The organism is Buttiauxella sp. 3AFRM03, assembly GCF_003675305.1.
GTDB lineage: Bacteria > Pseudomonadota > Gammaproteobacteria > Enterobacterales > Enterobacteriaceae > Buttiauxella > Buttiauxella ferragutiae.
In genome coordinates, this window is record NZ_CP033076.1 from 4,546,417 (window position 1) to 4,569,834 (window position 23,418).

General features: G+C 50.3%; 19 protein-coding genes and 3 pseudogenes. 15 read left to right on the forward strand and 7 right to left on the reverse strand.

Features of this window, described 5'->3' with window-relative positions; genetic code table 11:
* Nucleotides 1–32 precede the first annotated feature (32 nt).
* Nucleotides 33–1,820, reverse strand: coding sequence for a methyl-accepting chemotaxis protein (locus D8682_RS22680; RefSeq protein ID WP_064544834.1), 1,788 nt, complete (start codon nucleotides 1,818–1,820; stop codon nucleotides 33–35).
* Nucleotides 1,821–2,202: 382 nt separating this feature from the next.
* Here D8682_RS22680 and D8682_RS22685 point away from each other — a divergent pair, with 382 nt between their 5' ends.
* From D8682_RS22685 to D8682_RS22715, 7 genes and pseudogenes are all read left to right on the forward strand, one after another.
* Nucleotides 2,203–3,159 (forward strand): 2-thiouracil desulfurase family protein, encoded by a 957-nt coding sequence (locus D8682_RS22685; RefSeq protein WP_121815188.1) that lies wholly within the window; start codon nucleotides 2,203–2,205, stop codon nucleotides 3,157–3,159.
* A 12-nt stretch (nucleotides 3,160–3,171) separates the two neighbouring features.
* A pseudogene (gene phrB, locus D8682_RS22690) lies at nucleotides 3,172–4,589 on the forward strand (deoxyribodipyrimidine photo-lyase).
* A gap of 10 nt (nucleotides 4,590–4,599) precedes the next feature.
* Complete coding sequence (locus tag D8682_RS22695) at nucleotides 4,600–5,343, forward strand: type 2 GTP cyclohydrolase I (RefSeq protein ID WP_121815189.1); 744 nt, start codon at nucleotides 4,600–4,602, stop codon at nucleotides 5,341–5,343.
* 20 nt (nucleotides 5,344–5,363) lie between these two features.
* Nucleotides 5,364–6,020 carry a 5-oxoprolinase subunit PxpB gene (pxpB, locus tag D8682_RS22700; protein WP_121815190.1) on the forward strand — a complete coding sequence of 219 codons (657 nt, stop codon included), beginning with the start codon at nucleotides 5,364–5,366 and terminating at the stop codon, nucleotides 6,018–6,020.
* Nucleotides 6,014–6,946, forward strand: a complete 933-nt coding sequence (gene pxpC / locus D8682_RS22705; protein ID WP_064544844.1) for a 5-oxoprolinase subunit PxpC — start codon at nucleotides 6,014–6,016, stop codon at nucleotides 6,944–6,946. The genes pxpB and pxpC overlap by 7 nt, the downstream gene beginning before the upstream one ends.
* Nucleotides 6,947–6,963: 17 nt before the next feature.
* Nucleotides 6,964–7,755, forward strand: coding sequence for an endonuclease VIII (gene nei / locus D8682_RS22710; protein ID WP_121815191.1), 792 nt, complete (start codon nucleotides 6,964–6,966; stop codon nucleotides 7,753–7,755).
* A gap of 92 nt (nucleotides 7,756–7,847) precedes the next feature.
* Complete coding sequence (locus tag D8682_RS22715; RefSeq protein ID WP_238392789.1) at nucleotides 7,848–8,375, forward strand: hypothetical protein; 528 nt, start codon at nucleotides 7,848–7,850, stop codon at nucleotides 8,373–8,375.
* A gap of 115 nt (nucleotides 8,376–8,490) precedes the next feature.
* On the opposite strand, the gene D8682_RS22720 is transcribed toward D8682_RS22715, so the two are convergent.
* Entirely contained in the window at nucleotides 8,491–9,777 is a 1,287-nt protein-coding gene (locus tag D8682_RS22720; protein ID WP_064544847.1) for a citrate synthase, read from the reverse strand.
* Between the two features lie 642 nt (nucleotides 9,778–10,419).
* On the opposite strand from D8682_RS22720, the gene sdhC reads away from it, so the two are divergent.
* The 8 genes from sdhC (at nucleotide 10,420) to sucD (ending at nucleotide 20,159) form a co-directional block, all read left to right on the forward strand.
* Nucleotides 10,420–10,824 carry a succinate dehydrogenase cytochrome b556 subunit gene (gene sdhC / locus D8682_RS22725; protein ID WP_162303039.1) on the forward strand — a complete coding sequence of 135 codons (405 nt, stop codon included), beginning with the start codon at nucleotides 10,420–10,422 and terminating at the stop codon, nucleotides 10,822–10,824.
* Nucleotides 10,818–11,165 (forward strand): succinate dehydrogenase membrane anchor subunit, encoded by a 348-nt coding sequence (gene sdhD / locus D8682_RS22730; RefSeq protein WP_064544851.1) that lies wholly within the window; start codon nucleotides 10,818–10,820, stop codon nucleotides 11,163–11,165. Before sdhC ends, sdhD begins: the two co-directional genes overlap by 7 nt.
* A complete protein-coding gene (gene sdhA, locus D8682_RS22735; RefSeq protein WP_121815192.1) occupies nucleotides 11,165–12,931 on the forward strand; it encodes a succinate dehydrogenase flavoprotein subunit in 1,767 nt (588 codons plus the stop codon). The genes sdhD and sdhA overlap by 1 nt, the downstream gene beginning before the upstream one ends.
* A gap of 15 nt (nucleotides 12,932–12,946) precedes the next feature.
* Entirely contained in the window at nucleotides 12,947–13,663 is a 717-nt protein-coding gene (locus tag D8682_RS22740) for a succinate dehydrogenase iron-sulfur subunit (protein ID WP_121815193.1), read from the forward strand.
* A 275-nt stretch (nucleotides 13,664–13,938) separates the two neighbouring features.
* Nucleotides 13,939–16,746 carry a 2-oxoglutarate dehydrogenase E1 component gene (gene sucA / locus D8682_RS22745; RefSeq protein ID WP_064544857.1) on the forward strand — a complete coding sequence of 936 codons (2,808 nt, stop codon included), beginning with the start codon at nucleotides 13,939–13,941 and terminating at the stop codon, nucleotides 16,744–16,746.
* Between the two features lie 14 nt (nucleotides 16,747–16,760).
* Nucleotides 16,761–17,987 carry a 2-oxoglutarate dehydrogenase complex dihydrolipoyllysine-residue succinyltransferase gene (gene odhB, locus D8682_RS22750; protein ID WP_064544859.1) on the forward strand — a complete coding sequence of 409 codons (1,227 nt, stop codon included), beginning with the start codon at nucleotides 16,761–16,763 and terminating at the stop codon, nucleotides 17,985–17,987.
* Nucleotides 17,988–18,120: 133 nt separating this feature from the next.
* A complete protein-coding gene (sucC, locus tag D8682_RS22755; RefSeq protein WP_064544861.1) occupies nucleotides 18,121–19,287 on the forward strand; it encodes an ADP-forming succinate--CoA ligase subunit beta in 1,167 nt (388 codons plus the stop codon).
* A complete protein-coding gene (sucD, locus tag D8682_RS22760; protein ID WP_064544863.1) occupies nucleotides 19,287–20,159 on the forward strand; it encodes a succinate--CoA ligase subunit alpha in 873 nt (290 codons plus the stop codon). The genes sucC and sucD overlap by 1 nt, the downstream gene beginning before the upstream one ends.
* A 409-nt stretch (nucleotides 20,160–20,568) precedes the next feature.
* On the opposite strand, the gene D8682_RS22765 is transcribed toward sucD, so the two are convergent.
* From D8682_RS22765 to D8682_RS22785, 5 genes and pseudogenes are all read right to left on the reverse strand, one after another.
* Nucleotides 20,569–21,006 carry a sugar tyrosine-protein kinase gene (locus tag D8682_RS22765; RefSeq protein WP_162303040.1) on the reverse strand — a complete coding sequence of 146 codons (438 nt, stop codon included), beginning with the start codon at nucleotides 21,004–21,006 and terminating at the stop codon, nucleotides 20,569–20,571.
* A 122-nt stretch (nucleotides 21,007–21,128) separates the two neighbouring features.
* Nucleotides 21,129–21,251: pseudogene (locus D8682_RS22770) on the reverse strand (hypothetical protein); the annotation flags it as partial.
* Between the two features lie 671 nt (nucleotides 21,252–21,922).
* The gene (locus D8682_RS22780) at nucleotides 21,923–22,408 is read right to left on the reverse strand and encodes a hypothetical protein (RefSeq protein WP_121815196.1); all 486 of its coding nucleotides are present in this window, start codon (nucleotides 22,406–22,408) and stop codon (nucleotides 21,923–21,925) included.
* Between the two features lie 45 nt (nucleotides 22,409–22,453).
* Nucleotides 22,454–22,822 carry a hypothetical protein gene (locus D8682_RS26845; RefSeq protein WP_162303041.1) on the reverse strand — a complete coding sequence of 123 codons (369 nt, stop codon included), beginning with the start codon at nucleotides 22,820–22,822 and terminating at the stop codon, nucleotides 22,454–22,456.
* Nucleotides 22,823–22,936: 114 nt separating this feature from the next.
* Nucleotides 22,937–23,404: pseudogene (locus D8682_RS22785) on the reverse strand (RHS repeat-associated core domain-containing protein); the annotation flags it as partial.
* Nucleotides 23,405–23,418 lie beyond the last annotated feature (14 nt).

Genomic DNA, 23,418 nt, shown 5'->3' on the forward strand with positions numbered 1-23,418 from the left:
TGGGGAGCCGAAGCCGGGTTTTTCCTGCCGCCTTACAGACGGAACTGATTCACCGCAAGAGTCAGTTCACTTGCCTGATCCTGGAGTGCCGCCGAAGCGGTGGTTGATTCCTCAACCAGGGCGGCGTTCTGCTGCACCATGGTATCGAGTTGCGCTACCGCAGTATTGATCTCTGCAATGCCTTTCATTTGCTCATCCGCAGCCTGGTTAATCTCCGCCATCATCGTCGTGACTGAAGAAACACTGGTGACAATTTCCTGCATGGTATTACCGGTATGGTGAACCTGCTTTGCACCCGATGACACACTCGTCACTGTCGAGTCGATAAGCACTCTTATCTCTTTAGCTGCCTGCGCACTACGACTTGCCAGGTTTCGTACTTCATTTGCCACAACCGCGAATCCTCTTCCTTGTTCACCTGCGCGAGCGGCCTCTACCGAGGCATTGAGTGCCAGAATATTTGTCTGGAACGCAATGCCATCAATGACGCCGATAATATTGCCGATCTTCTCGGAGGCAGCTTCTATGGTGTTCATGGTCTGAATCACTTCGCGTACTGAGTTACCACCACGACGTGCCACCTCAGCGGCAGAAAGAACGGCCTTGTTTGCTTCATGAGATGAACTGGCAGAGTGCGCGACTGTTGAGGCGATCTGTTCTAGTGCCGCTGAGGTTTCTTGCAGGCTTGCGGCAGCAGATTCTGTCCGCGCAGAAAGATCGATATTCCCGGAGGATATTTCCTCGGAAGCAATGCGCACCGACTCGCTGCTGCTACGAATAGATTTCATCACCACCGCGAGTTTGTCGACAAACCGGTTAAACGCGCTGGCAATCTGTGCCACTTCATCTTTGCCGTCTACCGCTAAGCGCTGGGTTAAGTCCTCCGTACCCTGAGCGATGGAATCCATTGCCTCGCGAATGCGGATCAGCGGGCCAAGGCTGCGTTTAGTGATAAAGCTGACGATCAGTGCGGCGAGCGCAATTAGTACGAACATAGAGACAGTTGAAGTCCAGAGCAGTGAACGCATGCTTGCGGTTGCCTCTGCTTTATCCATCGCCACAACGATGTACCAGTTGGTGCTTTTAACCGGCATGGCAATCATAAAGGTTGGGCGTCCCAAAACATCAGCCTGAATCGGTACTGAAGAATTCAGCAACTCTGGCAGGCTGAGTGCCTGTGCGATACCGGACAGGGGTTTGAGGGTGAGCGATTCGTCCGGGTGCGCGATGATCGTCCCATTAGCATCCATCAACATGCCGAAGCTGCCTGCGGTTGGATGAATAGCCCGAACGTTGGCTATCACCGCATCCATATTGATGTCGCCTTCTACCACACCCAGTAGTTCTCCGTTTTCAATACGCGGAGCTGCCACGGTGACAATAAGTTTTCGCGTACCGGCATCCTGATAAGGATTCGTCACAATGGGCTTTTTCGCTTGAGCAGCCTGGATATACCACGGACGAGAAGTGGGATCGTAACCTTCAGGAATACCCGACGCATCGGAGGAAATATCTCGTTTGTCCGGATAACCAATATCGACATTAATAAAATTCCCTGAAGTGGCAACCAGGGTTAACAGTGGAACCGGATCGGTATCGCTGACATGGGGTGTCAGAGAGCTAATTTGTGCGACTTTGGTTTCAGTCCACTGATTCACGGTTGCCGAGTGACTCTGCGCCAGGGCGGTAAGCGTACTATTGATTGAATTATTGTTTGCCGAATGGCTAATTAGATAATTAATAGAGGTATTTACACATAATGCGCCGACGACAATTAATGTAGTCGCAACTAAAACCCTACTGCGGATGGAGTTAAACATGCTGTAACCTTCCGGGTTAATTATAAATTCATTAGTGGCTATTAACGACCGGAATGGGGATAACTTTAATTATTTATACCGATAAAGGGTGGCTGAATATAGTCAATATATACGCAAGTTGTTGCTGTGTTAAAACGCTACAATCCCAATCCAAAAGGGTTGTTAATATATCTTATGAACTGAGCTTCAAATTCTCGTAGTATTAATGAGTCAAAGGGCGGGAAAACATTAGCTTTGTTTAAAATACGTTGGCTTGTCATAGAGTTATCCTTTAAAAAATAATTCTGGTTGTATTGAGATGGTAAGAGAAGTCATCCCGATGCAGCAAAGATTATCTGTTGGGCTTGCTACACTTAACGGGACACATTCAAAGGAGTACGTCATGAGCGATAAAATTCCCATTGGCATCAGCGCTTGTTTACTCGGGGAAAATGTCCGCTTTGATGGCGGGCATAAACGGCTGGCATTTGCCGTCAATGAATTAGCGCCGTGGGTGCATTTCGAACCTGTATGCCCTGAAATGGCGATTGGTTTACCGACACCAAGGCCTGCTTTGCGGCTAGTCAAACTAGATGAGGGGCAAGTAGCCTTGCGCTTTAGCAATCATCACGAAGGGGATTTAACCCTGGCGATGCAACAATTTTCCACACGTCGTGTAGCCAGTCTCGATCATCTGTGCGGTTATATTGTTTGTGCCAAATCTCCAAGCTGTGGCATGGAACGGGTAAGAGTTTACGACCCCGAGGGAAGTAATAACCGAAAAAGTGGCACCGGGATATTTACCGCGGAACTGAAACGACAATTGCCGTGGCTTCCGGTTGAAGAAGATGGGCGTTTGTACGATCCGGCAATTCGCGAGAACTTTGTCGAGCGCATTTATACACTTCATGAACTTAATAATTTACGCCAGTCTGGTCTGACACGAGGCGGACTCATTGGTTTTCATAGCCGATACAAATTATTGCTCCTCGCTCATTCTCAGCCGCAATACCGCGAACTGGGGCGCTTTGTTGCCGATATAGAAAGCTGGGATTCACTGGATGCTTTTTTCATTGAATACCGTCAGCGCTTGATGGATTTGCTTGCCCATCAGGCGACACGTCGTAACCACACTAATGTGCTGATGCACGTTCAGGGATATTTCCGCCGCCAGTTAAATTCGCGCCAGCGCCAGGAGCTATCAGGGCTTATCGACAGATATCGCCAGGGAACCCAGCCTTTACTGGCACCCATCACCTTGTTAAAACACTATATGGCAGAATATCCTGACGCTTATCTGGCGCAGCAGCGCTACTTTGAGCCTTATCCTGAAACGTTACGCTTACGTTTGGGCAATTAATCATGGAGTTGTATGACCACGCATTTGGTCTGGTTTCGCAATGATTTACGGGTGAACGATAACCTGGCGTTGGCAGCGGCCTGCCGTGACCCTGGTGCCCGAGTGATTGGCATATTTATCGCCACTCCGCTGCAATGGCGTAAACATGAGATGTCGCCTCGTCAGGCTGAATTCATCTGGCAGCATTTGCAAAGCTTGCATGCCGCGCTTGCGGAAAGGGGAATTGAGCTGTTTGTTCGGCAAGCTGATGGTTTTGATGACTGCGTCGGTTTCCTGCAAAACTTCTGTGAAACGCAGAAGGTGGACGCGTTTTTTTATAACTATCAATACGAGCTGAATGAGCGCCAGCGCGATGCCGCAGTAGAAAAGGTGTTATCCCCAGGCGTGGTTTGCCAGGGTTTTGATGACAGCGTTTTATTGCCGCCAGGTAGTGTGACGACGGGTAATCACGAGATGTACAAAGTGTTTACGCCGTTTAGCAGAGCATTTATCAAACGCCTTAATGAAGGTCTGCCTGAATGTGTTTCAGCGCCGCAAGTGCGCAAAACCACTATGCCTGAACCACAAAAACTCACCGTATTTGATTACCCGTGCCAGCCCATTGACCCGAATCTTTTCCCCTGTGGTGAAAAACAGGCGATTAACCAGTTGCGCCTGTTTTGCCGCCAGTCGGTCGTGGATTACGCGCAACAGCGAGATTTTCCCGCCATCGACGGCACCAGCCGTCTGTCGGCTTATTTGGCTGTTGGGGTGTTGTCGCCGCGCCAGTGCCTGCATAGATTATTGAAAGAGCATCCTCAGGCGCTAGAAGGGGGGGCGGGGCCGTCTGGTTAAACGAGTTAATCTGGCGTGAGTTTTATCGCCATTTGCTGGTGGCATACCCAAAACTTTGCCGTCATCAGCCGTTTATCTCATGGACAGACAACGTCACCTGGCGACAAGATGACGCTCAGTTTGTTGCCTGGCAACAAGGCAGAACCGGTTTTCCAATTGTCGATGCGGCGATGCGGCAGTTGAGCTCCACGGGCTGGATGCACAACCGCTTACGAATGGTGGTGGCCAGTTTTCTGGTCAAAGATTTATTGGTCGACTGGCGGCAGGGTGAACGCTACTTTATGTCACAACTGATTGATGGCGATCTGGCCGCAAACAACGGTGGCTGGCAGTGGGCTGCCTCGACGGGGACTGATGCCGCACCCTATTTTCGTATCTTTAACCCGACCACCCAAGGCGAGCGATTCGATGGGAAAGGTGAATTTATCCGCCAGTGGTTGCCAGAACTGAGTAGGGTGCCTGATAAACACATTCATACCCCATGGGTTTGGGCCGATAAGCAGTCACTGACGCTGGACTATCCCCGTCCCATTGTTGACCATAAACAAGCACGTATAACGACACTCGCGGCTTATGAAGCGGCGCGTAAATCTTGAGAGAAAGAAAATGAAAAATAGCGAACTGGAACGCCTGATTAACGAAAAACTCAACAGCGCCGCAATCAGCGACTATGCGCCAAATGGTTTGCAGGTTGAAGGGCGCGAAGAAGTGCGCAAAATTATCACTGGCGTGACGGCAAGTCAGGCCTTGATAGATGAAGCGATACGCCAGCAAGCGGATGCGGTGATTGTTCATCACGGTTACTTCTGGAAAGGAGAGTCACCGGTGATTCGTGGCATGAAGCGCAATCGCCTGAAAGCGTTGCTGAGTCACGACATCAATCTCTACGGCTGGCATTTGCCGCTCGATGCTCATCCACAGCTTGGCAACAACGCGCAACTCGGGGCGCTGCTGGGGATTGAAACCAAAGGTGAAATTGAGCCGCTGGTGCCGTGGGGCGAGTTTCCGACGCCGCTGTCAGGTGTCGAACTGGCATCATGGATTGAGATGCGCCTTGGGCGTACACCGCTGTGGAGCGGTGATACCGGTCCTGAGCAAATTCGCCGTGTCGCCTGGTGTACTGGTGGTGGGCAAAGCTTTATCGATAGTGCGGCTCGTTTCGGTGTTGATGCGTTTATCACTGGCGAAGTGTCCGAACAAACGATCCATTCGGCACGCGAACAGGGTCTGCATTTCTATGCGGCCGGGCATCACGCCACTGAACGCGGCGGCATTCAGGCACTGAGTGGCTGGCTGAATAGCGAAACAGATTTGGACGTAACCTTTATCGATATCCCTAATCCGGCATAGCGCCAAACCAAGGAGCAAAAGTGCAAAGAGCACGGTGTTATCTGTTAGGCGAAAGCGCAGTGGTTCTTGAGCTGGAACCCCCTTTATCGCTAGAAAGTCAGCAACGCATCTGGGGATTAACTCAACGACTATTGGAATCACCAGCGGTTTCGGAAGTGATTCCTGGGATGAACAACATCACTGTGGTTCTGCGTGAACCACAAAGCCTGGCACTGGATGGCATTGAGCGGATTCAGCGCTGGTGGGAAGAGAGTGAGGCGATGGTACCGGAATCCAGGCGCATTGAGATCCCGGTGATTTATGGCGGCAGTTTCGGCCCCGATCTCGACGAAGTGGCTGGGCATTGTGGATTATCGCCGCGTCAGGTTGTGGAGTTGCACTCCTCGGTTGACTACATCGTCTACTTCCTTGGCTTCCAGCCTGGTTTCGCCTATCTCGGCGGTCTGGCACAAAGGCTTGAGACTCCGCGCCGTGCTGAACCGCGTTTGATGGTTCCTGCCGGTTCGGTGGGGATTGGTGGCAGCCAGACAGGGATTTATCCGCTCGCGACACCGGGTGGATGGCAGCTTATCGGCCAGACCCCGGTGCAATTATTCAATCCGACAGCTGAAATGCCAACGTTGTTAACGCCGGGTGATACCGTACGCTTCGTGCCTCAAAAGGAGGGTGTGTGCTGAAAATAATTCGTGCAGGAATGCACATGTCGGTGCAGGACACCGGACGTTATGGTTATCGGCAATTGGGCGTGAGCCGTTGTGGTGCGTTGGATGCGCCAGCACTGCAAATGGCGAATTTACTGGTGGGTAATGCACCAGAAAGTGCGGCGCTAGAAATCACCCTGGGCAATTGTGTCATTGAGTTCACCCAGGATGGTTGGTTTGCCTTAACCGGGGCGGGCTGCCACGCTGAGCTGGATGGTCATGCCGTGTGGACAGGCTGGCGCCTGGCAGTGAAAGCAGGCCAACAACTACGCCTGAAAGCACCGGAACGTGGGATGCGAAGCTATCTTGCTGTGGCGGGCGGGTTAGATATTCCTGAAGTGCTGGGTTCTTACAGCACCGATTTGAAAGCACAGGTTGGCGGTCTGGAAGGGCGGTTAATTAAAGATGGCGATGAAATCCCACAACTGCCTGCAACGCGGCATTTCCGCGAAGCGCGTGGGGTGAAGCAACTGCTGTGGGGAAATCGCATACGCGCACTGGAAGGGCCGGAATATCACGAGTTTACGCAAACCTCGCAGGATGCGTTCTGGCGTTTACCATGGCAGCTAAGCCCGCAAAGTAACCGGATGGGTTATCGCTTGCAGGGGCAGCGTCTGGAGCGCACCACCGACCGCGAATTGCTGTCACACGGACTGTTGCCGGGAGTGGTTCAAGTCCCCCATAACGGTCAGCCCATCGTATTGATGAATGATGCGCAGACCACAGGTGGCTATCCAAGGATTGCCTGTGTTATCGAAGCGGATATGTTTAATCTGGCACAATTACGGCTTGGTGAACCGATCCATTTTGTGCACTGCACTCTGGAAGAGGCGCTCAAAGCACGACGCGAACAGCAAATCTATCTTGAACAGTTGGCCTGGCGGCTGAATAACGAAGACTGATTATTAAGGATGATGTGATGCCAGAAGGCCCAGAAATCCGGCGCGCAGCAGATAAACTCGAGGACGCCGTTTTAGGCAAATCGTTAACGGGTGCCTGGTTTGCGTTTTCGGAACTGAAGGCGTTTGAAACTGAGTTGGTTGGTCAAAAAGTCGCGCGGATAGAAACGCGCGGCAAAGCCTTACTGACACACTTTTCCAGTGGCTTAACCCTGTACAGCCACAATCAGCTTTATGGGGTATGGCGCGTGGTTAATGCCGGTGAAATGCCGCAAACCACACGAATCTTACGCGTGAAATTACAGACTGCGGATAAAGCCATTCTGCTCTACAGCGCGTCAGATATCGAAATGCTCGATGCAAATCAGCTATCGAACCATCCTTTCTTGCTACGTGTGGGGCCGGATGTGCTTGATATGACGCTGACGCCACAGCAGGTAAAAGATCGTTTATTGTCGTCACGCTTTCGTAAGCGGCAGTTTAGTGGTCTTCTGTTGGACCAGGCTTTTCTGGCGGGTTTGGGAAACTACCTGCGGGTTGAAATTCTCTGGGCCGTTGGGTTACTGGCGCATCATAAAGCACAGGATTTAACCCCTGAACAACTCGAAAAACTGTCTCACGCGCTGCTGGATATTCCACGGTTTTCATACAACACGCGTGGCACTGTGGATGAAAACAAACACCATGGGGCGATTTTCAGCTTCAAGGTTTTTCATCGGGCAGGGGAGAAATGCGGGCGCTGCGGTGGGGTAATCGAGAAAACGATGCTCTCTTCGAGGCCGTTTTATTGGTGCCCTGGCTGCCAGCATTAAAGAATCCTGAAGATTGCGTTTATTTCATAGGATGGAAATCGAGTATATTGAGATGCAGATCACAAAAAAGTCTTAAAGGAAGATGTTGCACCATGAGTTATCGTTTCGCCATTGCTGCCGTGGCAGCCGTTTTAGCCCTGACAGGGTGTGCAAAATCGAAAAGCACCGACCCGGCGCCAGCATTTGATTTCGGTTCGTCGCGGGTGACCGTGACGCATATCCCGACAAAAACCGACGATGGCACCGCTATACACGTGACCATTGATAACAAGGATGCCGGTGTGCTGGGGACGGGTGAGAGCCTTGAGGTACAACTTCCAGAGGGCAAACACAAAGTCGGCGGCTATGCTCGTACGCTGATTGGCCGTGTGACCATAGCACCTGTCGAAGTGTCGTCATCGCGCGATGTTATCAGCCATGTGACCTATTCTGTTACGAACGGCAAACCGATATTTATCGTCCGTGCCGCAACCCCGGTTCCGCAACCGAAGTCAGAATCGATTCCCGCAGAACCCGTTCCGGTTATGCCGCAGCAAATTGAAGCCCCAGTCACTGCCGAACCGGCGCAAACTGAAGCACCTGCTGCGCCAGTAGTAACGCCGGAAACGCCGCAGGTATAATGCTGGCCAACTCCCCGCTCAGAAAAGACAAAGCCCATGTAAAACATGGGGATGCCAGCAATTTTAAGAATAAAAAAACGCGCCGATTGGCGCGTTTTTGTTTCCAGCATCGAACTTATTTTTTCAAATCAGATTCGAAATCACGCTGCGCGTAGCCAGTATACAACTGACGTGGGCGGGCAATTTTAATGCCGTCATCATGCATTTCGTTCCAGTGAGCAATCCAGCCAACGGTACGCGCCATCGCGAAGATAACGGTAAACATGGACGATGGAATACCCATTGCTTTCAAGATAATGCCTGAGTAGAAGTCCACGTTCGGGTAGAGTTTCTTCTCGATGAAGTACGGGTCGTTAAGCGCGATATGCTCAAGCTCCATCGCCACTTCCAGCAGGCTGTTATCTTTCAGATTCAGCTCTTTGAGAACTTCATGGCAGGTCTCACGCATTACAGTGGCACGCGGGTCGTAGTTTTTGTACACGCGGTGACCAAAGCCCATCAGGCGGAAAGAGTCATTTTTATCTTTCGCGCGACGGATGAATTCTGGAATGTGCTCAACGCTGCTGATTTCTTCGAGCATTTTCAGTGCAGCTTCGTTAGCACCACCGTGTGCTGGCCCCCACAGGGATGCGATACCGGCAGCAATACAGGCGAACGGGTTAGCGCCAGAAGAGCCTGCGGTACGGACGGTAGAAGTAGAGGCGTTTTGCTCGTGGTCGGCGTGCAGGATCAGAATACGGTCCATTGCGCGCTCAAGAATCGGGTTAACTTCGTATTTCTCGCACGGCGTAGAGAACATCATGTTCAGGAAGTTACCGGAGTAGGACAGGTCGTTACGTGGATAAACGAACGGCTGGCCAATAGAATATTTGTAACACATTGCTGCCATCGTTGGCATTTTGGACAGCAGACGGAACGCGGCTATCTCACGGTGGCGTGGGTTATTCACGTCCATGGAGTCATGGTAAAACGCAGCCAGCGCGCCGGTTACACCACACATTACCGCCATCGGATGGGAGTCACGACGGAAACCGTGGAACAAACGGGTGATTTGTTCGTGGATCATGGTGTGACGGGTAACGGTAGTTTTGAATTCTTCGTATTGTTCCTGAGTCGGTTTTTCGCCGTTCAGCAGGATATAGCAGACTTCCAGATAATTGGAGTGGGTTGCCAACTGATCGATTGGGAAACCACGGTGCAACAAGATGCCTTCATCACCGTCGATAAAGGTGATTTTTGACTCACATGAAGCCGTAGAGGTGAAACCCGGGTCAAAAGTAAACACACCTTTAGAACCAAGACTACGAATATCAATTACATCCTGGCCGAGTGTGCCTTTTAGCACATTCAGTTCCAGAGCATCATCACCGTTGTAGGTGAGAGTTGCTTTCTTATCAGCCATTACGGTCTCCTTAGCGCCTCATTTTATCAGACTGCGGGATACCTGATTTGCGTTCAAACACATCGTGTTCGTTACCCGTTTTTTGTTCGCTCGTGGCTCTGTTTTGATTGTGTACTGCCAGGGTACAGAGCGATGGGCGCTTGCAGGTAACATATGCCACGCAGGCGAAAAATCAGCAAATCAAGGTGTTAGCAGTCCATATCATTCAAACCTGTATACCACTAATAACCGTCCTAATTGACTGGGTCAAGACTGACACACTGTTACATAACTTATTATCAGGTGAAAGGCTGACCCTATAACTTTTACGAATTATACGGCTTTTCTGGCTCCGTTTGTAACAATAATGTTTAACTTTTGTCAAATTAAGTGATTAAAATTTAAAATAATGTTGTTATCGTGATCCTGCTCACTGTTCCGACTAAAACCCTTCAAACTATATGTAGGTTAATTGTAATGAATTTGTGAAACGCCTATACTGCCGCCAGGTCTCCGGAATACCCTGCCACCGGGAGCCACCCAGCGTTGTAGCCAGTTTTTTGGCATCTGGATGTAGCTGTTTTTGCATGACGCACAGTTATAGAAAGTTCACGCTGTCTGACCCCGCCTGCAGACCCGGAGGAAGGAAACAATAAGAACAGCATGTGGGCGCTATTCATGATAAAAAATGCGAAAAAAGAAAGACCTGTAAACCTCGATCTCACTACAATGAGGTTCCCCGTCACTGCAATCGCTTCCATCCTCCATCGTGCATCCGGCGTGATCACCTTTGTGGCTGTAGGCATCCTACTGTGGTTGTTAGGCCAGTCACTCTCGTCTCCAGAAGGCTTCCTTGTTGCGTCAGCAATAATGGGCAGCTTCTTTGTTAAATTCATTATGTGGGGCATCCTCACAGCACTGGCTTATCACGTTGTTGTGGGTATTCGCCACATCATGATGGACACCGGTTTGCTGGAAGAAACCCTGATAGCGGGCAAACGATCCGCGATGATTTCCTTTGTTATTACTGTCGTGCTTTCACTTCTCGCAGGAGTCCTCGTATGGTAAGCAATGCCTCCGCATTGGGTCGCAATGGTGTGCATGACTATATTCTGGTTCGTGCATCCGCCATCGTAATCACCCTGTACATCATTTATATGATTGGGTTCTTCGCCACCGCTGGCGATTTAACCTACGAGGTCTGGAGTGGCTTCTTCGGCTCCGCCTTCACCAAAGTGTTCACCCTGCTGACATTGTTCTCGATTTTGATCCATGCCTGGATTGGCATGTGGCAGGTGTTGACCGACTACGTTAAACCAGTGGCGATTCGCCTTGGGCTGCAACTGCTGATTGTTGTTGCACTGTTGGTTTACGTCATTTATGGATTCGTTGTGGTGTGGGGTGTGTAATGAAGTTACCGGTCAGAGAGTTTGATGCAGTTGTTGTCGGTGCGGGTGGTGCAGGTATGCGCGCCGCATTGCAAATCTCCCAGTCAGGCCAGACTTGCGCCTTACTGTCCAAAGTTTTCCCAACCCGTTCCCATACCGTGTCTGCGCAGGGTGGTATTACCGTAGCACTCGGTAATACCCACGAAGACAACTGGGAATGGCATATGTATGACACGGTAAAAGGTTCCGATTACATCGGTGACCAGGACGCCATTGAATATATGTGCAAAACCGGCCCGGAAGCGATTCTGGAACTGGAGCACATGGGTCTGCCGTTCTCCCGTCTTGATGATGGCACTATTTACCAGCGTCCGTTTGGTGGCCAGTCGAAAAACTTCGGCGGCGAGCAAGCGGCACGTACAGCTGCTGCGGCTGACCGTACCGGTCACGCACTGTTGCACACGCTGTATCAACAAAACCTGAAAAACAAAACCACGATCTTCTCCGAATGGTATGCGCTTGATCTGGTGAAAAACGCCGATGGCGCTGTGGTCGGTACTACCGCGCTGTGTATCGAAACCGGCGAAGTGGTGTACTTCAAAGCGAAAGCGACCATTCTGGCAACCGGTGGTGCGGGCCGTATTTATCAGTCCACCACTAACGCGCACATTAATACCGGTGACGGTGTTGGCATGGCGCTGCGTGCAGGCGTGCCAGTACAAGATATGGAAATGTGGCAGTTCCACCCAACCGGCATTGCTGGCGCAGGTGTACTGGTCACAGAAGGTTGCCGTGGTGAAGGCGGTTATCTGCTGAACAAACACGGCGAGCGTTTCATGGAGCGTTATGCGCCAAACGCCAAAGACCTGGCGGGCCGTGACGTTGTTGCGCGTTCCATCATGATTGAAATCCGTGAAGGTCGCGGTTGTGATGGCCCATGGGGTCCACACGCTAAACTGAAACTCGACCACCTGGGTAAAGAAGTTCTGGAATCTCGTCTGCCGGGTATCCTTGAGCTTTCACGTACCTTTGCACACGTTGACCCGGTTAAAGAACCGATTCCGGTTATCCCAACTTGCCACTACATGATGGGCGGCGTTCCGACCAAAGTGACTGGTCAGGCACTGACGGTGAACGAGCAGGGCGAAGACGTCGTCATTCCGGGCCTGTTTGCGGTAGGCGAAATTGCCTGCGTATCGGTTCACGGTGCTAACCGTCTGGGCGGTAACTCGCTGCTGGATCTGGTGGTGTTTGGTCGTGCAGCTGGCCTGCATCTGCTGGAGTGTATCGCTGAGCAAGGCGAACTGCGTGATGCCAGCGAAGACGAAATTAATGTCGCTCTGGAACGCCTGAACCGCTGGAACAACAACCGTGACGGTGAAGATCCCGTGCAAATCCGCAAAGCGCTTCAGGAATGTATGCAGCATAACTTCTCGGTATTCCGTGAAGGTGATGCGATGGCGAAAGGCCTTGAGCAACTGAAACTCATCCGCGAACGCCTGAAAAATGCCCGTCTGGATGACACTTCAAGCGAGTTCAACACCCAGCGTGTTGAGTGCCTGGAGCTGGATAACCTGATGGAAACCGCTTTTGCTACCGCTGTTTCCGCTAACTTCCGCACCGAAAGCCGTGGCGCACATAGCCGCTTCGACTATCCGGACCGTGACGATGCGAACTGGCTGTGCCACAGCTTGTATTTGCCTGAGTCGGAAAGCATGACGCGCCGTGAGGTCAACATGCAACCGAAACTGCGTCCGGCATTCCCGCCAAAAGTGCGTACTTATTAATAGCGGAGCAAAGTGATGAAACTCGAATTCTCTATTTATCGCTACAACCCGGATGTTGACGATGCTCCGCGTATGCAGGAGTACACCCTGGAAGGGGAAGAAGGGCGCGACATGATGTTGCTTGACGCGCTGATGCAGTTGAAAGAAAAAGATCCGTCGTTGTCGTTTCGTCGTTCATGCCGTGAAGGGGTTTGTGGCTCCGATGGTGTGAACATGAATGGCAAAAATGGTCTGGCCTGTATCACCCCAATCTCCGCATTAGGTAATGGAAAGCAAAAGATTGTGATCCGGCCACTACCTGGATTGCCAGTTGTGAGAGATCTGGTGGTGGACATGGGACAATTCTATGCTCAATATGAGAAGATTAAGCCTTACCTGTTGAATAATGGACAAAATCCACCTGCTCGTGAGCATTTACAGTCACCTGAGCAGCGTGAAAAACTGGACGGCCTGTACGAGTGTATTCTTTGCGCATGTTGCTCGACTTCCTGTCCGTCCTTCTGGTGGAACCCAGATAAGTTCATCGGGCCTGCAGGTTTACTGGCGGCATATCGTTTCCTGATCGATAGCCGTGATACTGAAACCGCCAGTCGTCTTGACGGTATCAGTGATGCTTTCAGCGTATTCCGCTGTCATGGCATCATGAACTGCGTCAGTGTTTGTCCTAAGGGGCTGAACCCGACGAAAGCCATCGGCCACATTAAGTCGATGTTGCTGCAAAGAAGCGCATGATAGTCCCCTCTCCTGGGGGAGAGGGTTAGGGTGAGGGCAATCGATGCTGAACACAGCCTTCACCCCGACCCTCTCCCTGAGGGAGAGGGAGTAATAAAAATGCAGGAAATCTTTAAAAACTGCCCTGTTGCGACAGTTTTTAAAGGTTCCTTCGCGAGCTGCCTGACAAGTTAATGGCTCGTTGTTGTGAACCCCGGTAATGCGTACAACTTCTGTATTCTGTACGTAATAGTTATTCACGGCGAAATAAGCATATAAATGCTTAAGGGATCACGATGCAGAACGGCGAAATGAAAGCCTGGCTGGATTCCTCTTACCTGGCAGGTGCAAACCAGTCCTGGATAGAGCAGCTCTATGAAGACTTCTTAACCGATCCTGACTCTGTTGATGCGCACTGGCGCTCAATGTTCCAGCAATTACCTGGAACCGGGGCCAGACCGGATCAATTCCATTCCAAAACACGTGATTATTTCCGTCGTCTGGCGAAGGATGCCTCACGTTATTCCACCGCAATTACCGACCCTGACACTGACGTTAAGCAAGTCAAAGTGTTGCAGCTGATCAACGCCTGGCGTTTCCGCGGGCATCAAGCTGCAAATCTTGACCCGCTTGGCCTGTGGAAGCAGGACGCGGTTCCCGATCTGGACCCAGCCTTCCATAATCTGACTGATGCTGATCTTCAGGAAACCTTCAACGTGGGTTCTTTTGCCAGCGGCAAAGAAACCATGAAGCTGGCTGACCTGATTGATGCGCTCGAACAGACTTACGGCGGTTCAATCGGTGCGGAATATATGCACATCACCAGCACCGAAGAGAAACGCTGGATTCAGCAGCGTATTGAATCGGTTGTCGGTCACTCAACATTTACTGTTGAAGAGAAAAAACGCTTCCTGAGCGAACTGACCGCAGCAGAAGGCCTTGAGCGTTACCTGGGCGCGAAATTCCCAGGAGCTAAACGCTTCTCGCTGGAAGGCGGTGACGCACTGGTGCCAATGCTCAAAGAGATGATCCGCCATGCGGGTAAGAGCGGCACACGTGAAGTGGTTCTGGGCATGGCACACCGTGGCCGCCTGAACGTGCTGATCAACGTGCTGGGTAAAAAACCACAGGAACTGTTCGACGAGTTCGCGGGTAAACATAAAGAGCACCTCGGCACCGGTGATGTGAAGTACCACATGGGCTTCTCATCTGACGTTGAAACCGAAGGTGGCCTGGTTCACCTGGCGCTGGCGTTTAACCCATCGCACCTTGAAATCGTCAGCCCTGTGGTTATCGGTTCGGTGCGTGCGCGTCTGGATCGTCTGGAAAAACCAGGTATTAATCAGGTTCTGCCAATCACCATTCACGGTGACGCAGCGGTAGCCGGGCAGGGCGTAGTTCAGGAAACCCTGAACATGTCCAAAGCGCGTGGTTACGAAGTGGGCGGTACTGTTCGCATCGTTATCAACAACCAGATTGGTTTCACCACGTCCAACCCGCTGGATGCGCGTTCTACACCGTACTGTACTGATATCGGTAAGATGGTGATGGCACCGATTTTCCACGTGAATGCTGATGACCCTGAAGCGGTGGCGTTTGTCACCCGTCTGGCACTGGATTTCCGTAACACCTTTAAGCGCGACGTGTTTATCGACCTGGTTTGCTACCGTCGCCATGGTCATAATGAAGCTGATGAGCCAAGTGCCACTCAGCCAGTGATGTACCAGAAAATCAAGAAACACCCGACGCCACGTAAGATTTACGCTGACCGTCTTGAGCAGCAAAAGCTGGCCACGTTAGAAGATGCTACCGAAATGGTGAATCTGTACCGTGACGCGCTGGATGCTGGTGAATGTGTGGTGAAAGAATATCGCCCAATGAACATGCATTCCTTTACCTGGTCGCCATACCTCAACCACGAGTGGGATGAGAGCTATCCGAACAAGGTAGAAATGAAGCGTTTACAGGAGCTGGCTAAGCGTATTAGCAGCGCGCCTGAAACCGTGGAAATGCAGTCACGCGTGGCGAAAATCTACAGCGACCGCATGGAAATGGCTAACGGCGCCAAGAAATTCGACTGGGGTGCAGCTGAGAACCTGGCGTACGCAACACTGGTAGATGAAGGTGTTTCTGTGCGTCTGTCTGGCGAAGACGTTGGCCGTGGAACCTTCTTCCACCGTCACGCTGTGATTCACAACCAGACTAACGGTTCGACTTACACCCCACTGCAACACGTTCACAACAGCCAGGGCCAGTTCAAAGTTTGGGACTCCGTCCTGTCTGAAGAAGCGGTACTGGCGTTTGAATACGGTTATGCCACGGCGGAACCACGTACGCTGACTATCTGGGAAGCTCAGTTTGGCGACTTCGCTAACGGTGCTCAGGTTGTTATCGACCAGTTCATCAGCTCTGGCGAGCAGAAATGGGGCCGTATGTGTGGCCTGGTGATGTTGCTGCCGCACGGTTACGAAGGCCAGGGCCCGGAACACTCATCCGCACGTCTTGAGCGTTATCTCCAACTGTGTGCAGAGCAAAACATGCAGGTTTGCGTGCCTTCTACTCCAGCGCAGGTTTACCACATGCTGCGTCGTCAGGCGCTGCGCGGGATGCGTCGTCCTCTGGTCGTCATGTCACCGAAATCTTTACTGCGCCACCCACTGGCCGTTTCCACTATGGATGAACTGGCTAACGGCAGCTTCCTGCCAGCGATTGGCGAAGTTGACGAGCTGGACCCGGCAGGCGTGAAACGCGTGGTCATGTGTTCTGGTAAGGTTTATTACGATTTGCTGGAACAGCGTCGTAAGAATGATCAAAAAGATGTCGCAATTGTGCGCATCGAACAGTTGTATCCATTCCCGCACCAGGCGGTGCAGGAAGCATTGAAACCATTTGCTCACGTACATGATTTTGTCTGGTGCCAGGAAGAGCCGCTTAACCAGGGCGCATGGTACTGCAGCCAGCATCACTTCCGTGAAGTCGTTCCATTTGGATCAGCCCTGCGTTATGCAGGTCGCCCAGCCTCCGCATCACCTGCGGTAGGGTACTTGTCCGTTCACCAGAAACAGCAGCAAGATCTGGTTAATGACGCGCTGAACGTCGATTAATTAAAGGATAAAAAATGAGTAGCGTAGATATTCTAGTTCCTGACCTGCCTGAGTCCGTTGCCGATGCGACAGTTGCAACCTGGCATAAAAAACCGGGTGACACCGTTACCCGTGACGAAGTGCTGGTAGAAATCGAAACTGACAAAGTGGTACTGGAAGTACCGGCGTCTGCAGATGGTGTTCTGGATGCTGTACTGGAAGATGAAGGGACAACCGTAACCTCTCGTCAAATCCTTGGCCGCCTGCGTGAAGGCAACAGCTCTGGTAAAGAGACTTCTGCGAAAGCTGAAACCAAAGAGTCTACTCCGGCACAGCGCCAGCAGGCTTCTTTGGAAGAGCAGAGCAATGACGCACTCAGCCCGGCGATTCGCCGCCTGATTGCCGAGCATTCCCTGGACGCTAATGCCATTAAAGGTAGCGGTGTCGGTGGTCGTATCACCCGTGAAGATGTTGATAAACATCTGACTCAGGCGAAATCAGCTCAACCAGCTCAAGCTAAAGCGGCGGCAGAAACTAAAGCACCGGTTGCTCCACTGGCTGGCCGCAGCGAAAAACGCGTGCCGATGACTCGCCTACGTAAGCGTGTTGCTGAGCGTCTGCTGGAAGCGAAAAACTCCACCGCCATGCTCACCACGTTTAACGAAGTGAACATGAAGCCAATCATGGAACTGCGTAAGCAGTACGGTGAATCTTTCGAAAAACGCCACGGTGTACGTCTGGGCTTCATGTCCTTCTACATCAAAGCGGTGGTTGAAGCACTGAAACGCTACCCAGAAGTTAACGCTTCTATCGATGGCGAAGACGTGGTTTATCACAACTATTTCGACGTGAGCATCGCGGTTTCCACACCGCGTGGTCTGGTAACGCCAGTACTGCGTGATGTTGATACCCTGGGTATGGCTGACATCGAAAAACGTATTAAAGAACTGGCTGTTAAAGGCCGTGACGGCAAGCTGACCGTGGAAGATTTGACCGGCGGTAACTTCACCATCACCAACGGTGGTGTGTTTGGTTCACTGATGTCTACGCCGATCATCAACCCGCCGCAGAGCGCGATCCTCGGCATGCACGCTATTAAAGACCGACCAATGGCGGTCGACGGTAAAGTTGAGATCCTGCCAATGATGTATCTGGCACTGTCTTACGATCACCGTCTGATCGATGGCCGCGAGTCTGTGGGCTACCTGGTGGCAATTAAAGAGCTGCTGGAAGACCCAACTCGTCTGCTGCTGGACGTTTAGTACCCTACGCCCGGTAGTTAAAGCTACCGGGCCTACAATTATCACCTGCCTTGTAGGTCGGATAAGCGAAGCGTCATCCGATGAGAATTGCGACAACTGACCTACATGTTTTTATGAAGGATGGATAGAACTCATGAACTTACACGAGTATCAGGCGAAACAGTTGTTTGCTCGATATGGCCTACCGGCTCCAGTCGGTTACGCCTGTAACACACCGCGTGAAGCGGAAGAAGCGGCATCCAAAATTGGTGCAGGCCCGTGGGTAGTAAAATGTCAGGTTCATGCTGGTGGCCGCGGTAAAGCGGGTGGCGTGAAAGTGGTTAACAGCAAAGAAGACATCCGTACTTTTGCTGAACACTGGCTGGGCAAACGCCTGGTGACCTATCAAACAGATGCAGGCGGCCAGCCGGTTCACCAGATTCTGGTTGAAGCTGCAACTGACATTGATAAAGAACTGTATCTTGGCGCGGTGGTTGATCGTAGTTCCCGTCGCGTAGTGTTTATGGCGTCCACCGAAGGTGGCGTTGAAATTGAGAAAGTTGCGGAAGAAACCCCGCACCTGATCCACAAAGTTGCCCTGGATCCGCTGGCAGGCCCAATGCCTTACCAGGGCCGTGAACTGGCGTTCAAACTGGGTCTGGAAGGTAAGCAAGTTCAGCAGTTCACCAAAATCTTTATGGGTCTGGCGAACATCTTCCTTGAGCGCGACCTGGCGCTGATCGAAATCAACCCGCTGGTTATCACCAGGCAGGGTGACCTGATTTGTCTTGATGGCAAGCTGGGTGCCGATGGCAACGCACTGTTCCGCCAGCCAGAGCTGCGTGAAATGCGTGATCCAAGCCAGGAAGATGCACGTGAATCTCAGGCTGCACAGTGGGAACTGAACTACGTTGCGCTTGATGGCAACATCGGTTGCATGGTTAACGGTGCAGGCCTGGCAATGGGCACCATGGACATCGTTAAACTGCACGGCGGCGAACCAGCTAACTTCCTGGACGTTGGCGGCGGCGCAACGAAAGAGCGCGTAACCGAAGCATTCAAAATCATTCTGTCTGACGACAAAGTGAAAGCCGTTCTGGTTAACATCTTCGGCGGTATCGTGCGTTGCGACCTGATCGCAGACGGCATCATCGGCGCGGTTGCAGAAGTGGGTGTTAACGTTCCAGTGGTAGTACGTCTGGAAGGTAACAACGCGGAACTGGGTGCGAAGAAACTGGCAGATAGTGGCCTGAATATTATTGCAGCGAAAAGTCTGACGGATGCAGCACAGCAGGTTGTTGCTGCCGTGGAGGGGAAATAATGTCCATTTTGATCGATAAAAACACCAAGGTGATTTGCCAGGGTTTCACCGGCAGCCAGGGGACTTTCCACTCCGAGCAGGCGATTGCATACGGTACGCAAATGGTTGGCGGTGTAACGCCAGGTAAAGGCGGCACCGAGCATCTGGGTCTGCCAGTATTTAACACCGTACGCGAAGCAGTAGAAGCTACTGGTGCAACTGCAACGGTAATCTACGTTCCAGCTCCGTTCTGCAAAGACTCCATTCTGGAAGCTATCGATGCAGGTATTAAGCTGATTATCACCATCACCGAAGGCATCCCGACGCTGGATATGCTGACTGTGAAAGTGAAACTGGACGAAGCAGGCGTGCGCATGATTGGGCCAAACTGCCCAGGCGTTATCACCCCAGGCGAGTGCAAAATCGGTATCATGCCAGGTCACATCCATCTGCCAGGCAAAGTGGGCATCGTTTCCCGCTCTGGTACGCTGACTTATGAAGCGGTTAAACAGACTACTGATATCGGTCTGGGCCAGTCCACTTGTGTGGGCATCGGCGGTGACCCAATCCCTGGATCTAACTTCATCGATATCCTGAAGATGTTCGAGGAAGATCCGAAAACTGAAGCTATCGTGATGATCGGTGAGATCGGTGGTAGTGCCGAAGAAGAAGCTGCTGCTTACATCAAAGAGCATGTCACCAAGCCAGTTGTTGGTTACATCGCAGGTGTGACTGCGCCGAAAGGCAAGCGTATGGGTCACGCGGGGGCAATCATTGCAGGTGGTAAAGGTACCGCGGATGAGAAATTCGCAGCACTGGAAGCCGCTGGCGTGAAAACCGTTCGCAGCCTGGCTGACATCGGCGACGCACTGAAAGCTATTTTGCCTCAGTAAGTAAAAGAAATAAGAGTAAATCCCCTAAGCAGTTGAAGCTGTAGTTTCAAATGGGAAGGGGATAATGTTCGACATGGTTGGCCGCTCTATTGAGTGGCCTTTTTTATGATTGGCATATTTCGTTCGTATGAACGAGTCATTAAAACTCGGTCATGATCCCAAAGGGTTATTCTGAACTTTCACGGTTTCGGGCATGGAATTCCCTCTTTCAGTCGTCTGGTATCATACCTGGTGCGGCAGCTAGTGCTGGCAGCTGCGTAGTTCCCGCTCCTGGTTATCCAGCAGCGCCAACAGTTCTGGCATCAATTCCAGCCCTGCGTCCTGCTGCTGCAGTTTCTCCGCCAAGGTACGACGGGGGTTTTGGTCAGGTCATGCTACGTACATTTTATCTGTGTACTGAGTAATAGTCCTATTTCAGTTTAATTACATTACCTCGTTTACCTGAATCATCGATATAAAAGCTTTGCAGGCATAAATCTTTTTTATTATTATAATTGTAGATAAACTCCTCAATTAAAGAGTAGTGTTTATAAGTTGTTCGGTAACTTAAAATTATTTTTTTTGAGTTGATAACATTACTATACAATAAAGTTGAATGTTCAAATTCGCCGAACACCTCCATCTTTCCATTCATAAATGATAGAAATTCATCTCGGGGTGTTGCTTGCTGAAAATCATCACAGGATTCATTATATATCTTATCTAAATGCTGGCTGTTATAAAGATATTGAAATAAAGAAACCTTATTTTTAGCTTCCTTCTTTAAATGTTCATCGTTTTTAAAAATAACACTAAACATGTATCTGAATAATATAAAAGCCATTACAACAATGATCAGTATTGTCAATTTATTTTTGTTCCTGCGATAGAGAACTTACCTAATAAACCGCCTCCCATCATTGCCCCTTTTGAGTCTGTCTATCCTGGTGACACATCCGCTTCAGAAGCGGAAAGTGATGCTGCTCCTTTCATCGCCAGACCCGCTCCACTATGGTCGCAGTGGTAAAGATGGATTTTTCTCTCCGGGGTGTGTTCCGGCTCCAGTTGGTTTTCCATCTGCTCCACGGTCAACCCGCACTGCGTCAGCCACTGCAGTGCCATAATTAAGTATTAACTGAATTATTTCTCTTTGAGTGTTACAACATGAATATCGTCATAAACTATTTGTTTTTTAGAAACTATATCTACATAAATTTTTTCAAAATCTTTTAAATTGAATTACTCGTGAAACTCTTCGACTGTAAGCATTGCATCACGGGAACCTTCATCGCTGCAGCCAATTAATATCTGGGTGCTTAACATAACCCCAACAATATAGAGTTTATATTTTTTCATGTTAATTCACTATGCATTTAGTGTATTGCTGACAAGTAAGAACACGATTGAAACCCCACCACCAAGCCCACCTATGCCGATTGCCGATGCACCAAACACGATTCCTTTGGCATAAGTATTCCCTGGATTCCAACCATTAGCACCTATACACATATTGTGATTAGCTTGTGCTACTTCTCATCAGCCTGCTGGCCCGGCAGGCTGATCAGTTGTTGCAGATTTTCCTCATCATAGTGCTGGTTCTGCATTCTGACGGGATGGTACAACTCTTTCGGGTTGCGGCCATCTACCTCATTACCCCACGGATCGAACTCAGCCTGCTAGTCCGCTTCCCCCTGCAGGCTGAGCAGCGCCAGAGGCGTCCCCAGGTGGTAGCAGTAATACAAGTGCACAAGGGAGAAAACCCCTATGTTGAGACCATAAAGTAATCAATTCTTAATATTTACTTTACCAGGGTTTAACTTTATAACTTCGCCACGCTTACCCCCATCATCAATAAAGTAAGTGCCTAAATATAAAGGCTCTTTGTTATTTTTTCGAATAAATTTATAATCTTCTATTAATGAGTAATTATCATAAGTTGAACGATAAGTAAGAATCACTACATTATGGTTTATGACGTTACTGTATGTTAGTTTTAATTCGTTTAAATTACCTAGCACTTCTTTTTTTCGCTTCATGAAATCAATGAAATCAATGAAATCAATGAAATCAATGAAATCAATGAAATCAATGAAATCATTTTCTGTTATTATTTTTTTGAAATCATTAGTTGTGTTGTTATAAATCTCGTTTATTTTCCCTTGATTATAAAGTTCCTGTATGTAAACAACTTTATTTTGTGCTTCAAGTCGAATACCCTCATCATCTTCTAAAGGTGAACTGATTATGTATATCCAGAAAAAAAATAACACATATTAGGATCATGATAATGCATATGATTTTTTTATTATTCATCATTACCCCAGCAGTTCAGATATACATATCGTAGGTTGCGAGCATGTTATAGCACCACCGTAAACTCCCGCGCCAGGACCAAAACTTAATGTTCCAGAAAAATTACCACTATTGTCTTTTGCTCCTGATGCAGATAGTTTGCCCAATAAACCGCCAGAGTATATCACACCACTTGAATCTGTCTGGCCAGTGGCTAGGCCCCCACTTGAAAGAGTTCCAGATAAAGCTAATCCAGCTGCAGCGCCGATACCACCATTGTCACCATGTTTACAGGTCATATAATATGCACATATATCTTTATTTCCTGAGGCTGCGCTGTTTGTTCCAATAGCGATTCCGGCAGAAAGACTTCCTCCAGTAAACACATCCACTGAGGCGCCAATATCAACTGAAATAGACCCTGATAGTGGCTGATAATGAGGCCCATTTGCTGCATCTAACGCAGCACCAATGTCTTCAGTTGGTAAATTAAATGCTGAACCAGTTCACTTACCAAACTCGCTCAACCCCAATGGATCCTTTCTTTGTAGTGGATCTAACGGATAACTGTACTGATTCCACCCACCATTCAGCCCAATAGGATCCTGGGTAATATACCGCCCCTGCTGCGGGTCATAATAACGATGGCGGTTGTAATATAACCCCGTCTCTTCATCAACCTGCTGGCCCGGCAGACGAATGAGTTGTTGCAGATGATGCGGGTTCTTCTCCGCCAGCTGATTGCCCCATTCATCGTATTCTGCCTGCCAGGCTATCGCTCCTTCTTCATCAATCAGCGCCAGCGGCAGTCCCCGGTGGTCGCAGTGGTAAAGATGGATTTTTCTCTCCGGCGTGTGCTTAGGCTACAGCTGCTCCACGCTCAGCCCGCACTGCGTCAGCCACTGGCGGCTCTGGTCACTGCGCAGCTCCCGCTCCAGGTTATCCAGCAGGGTCACCAGTACTGGCATCAAAACCATGCGCTCGTTTT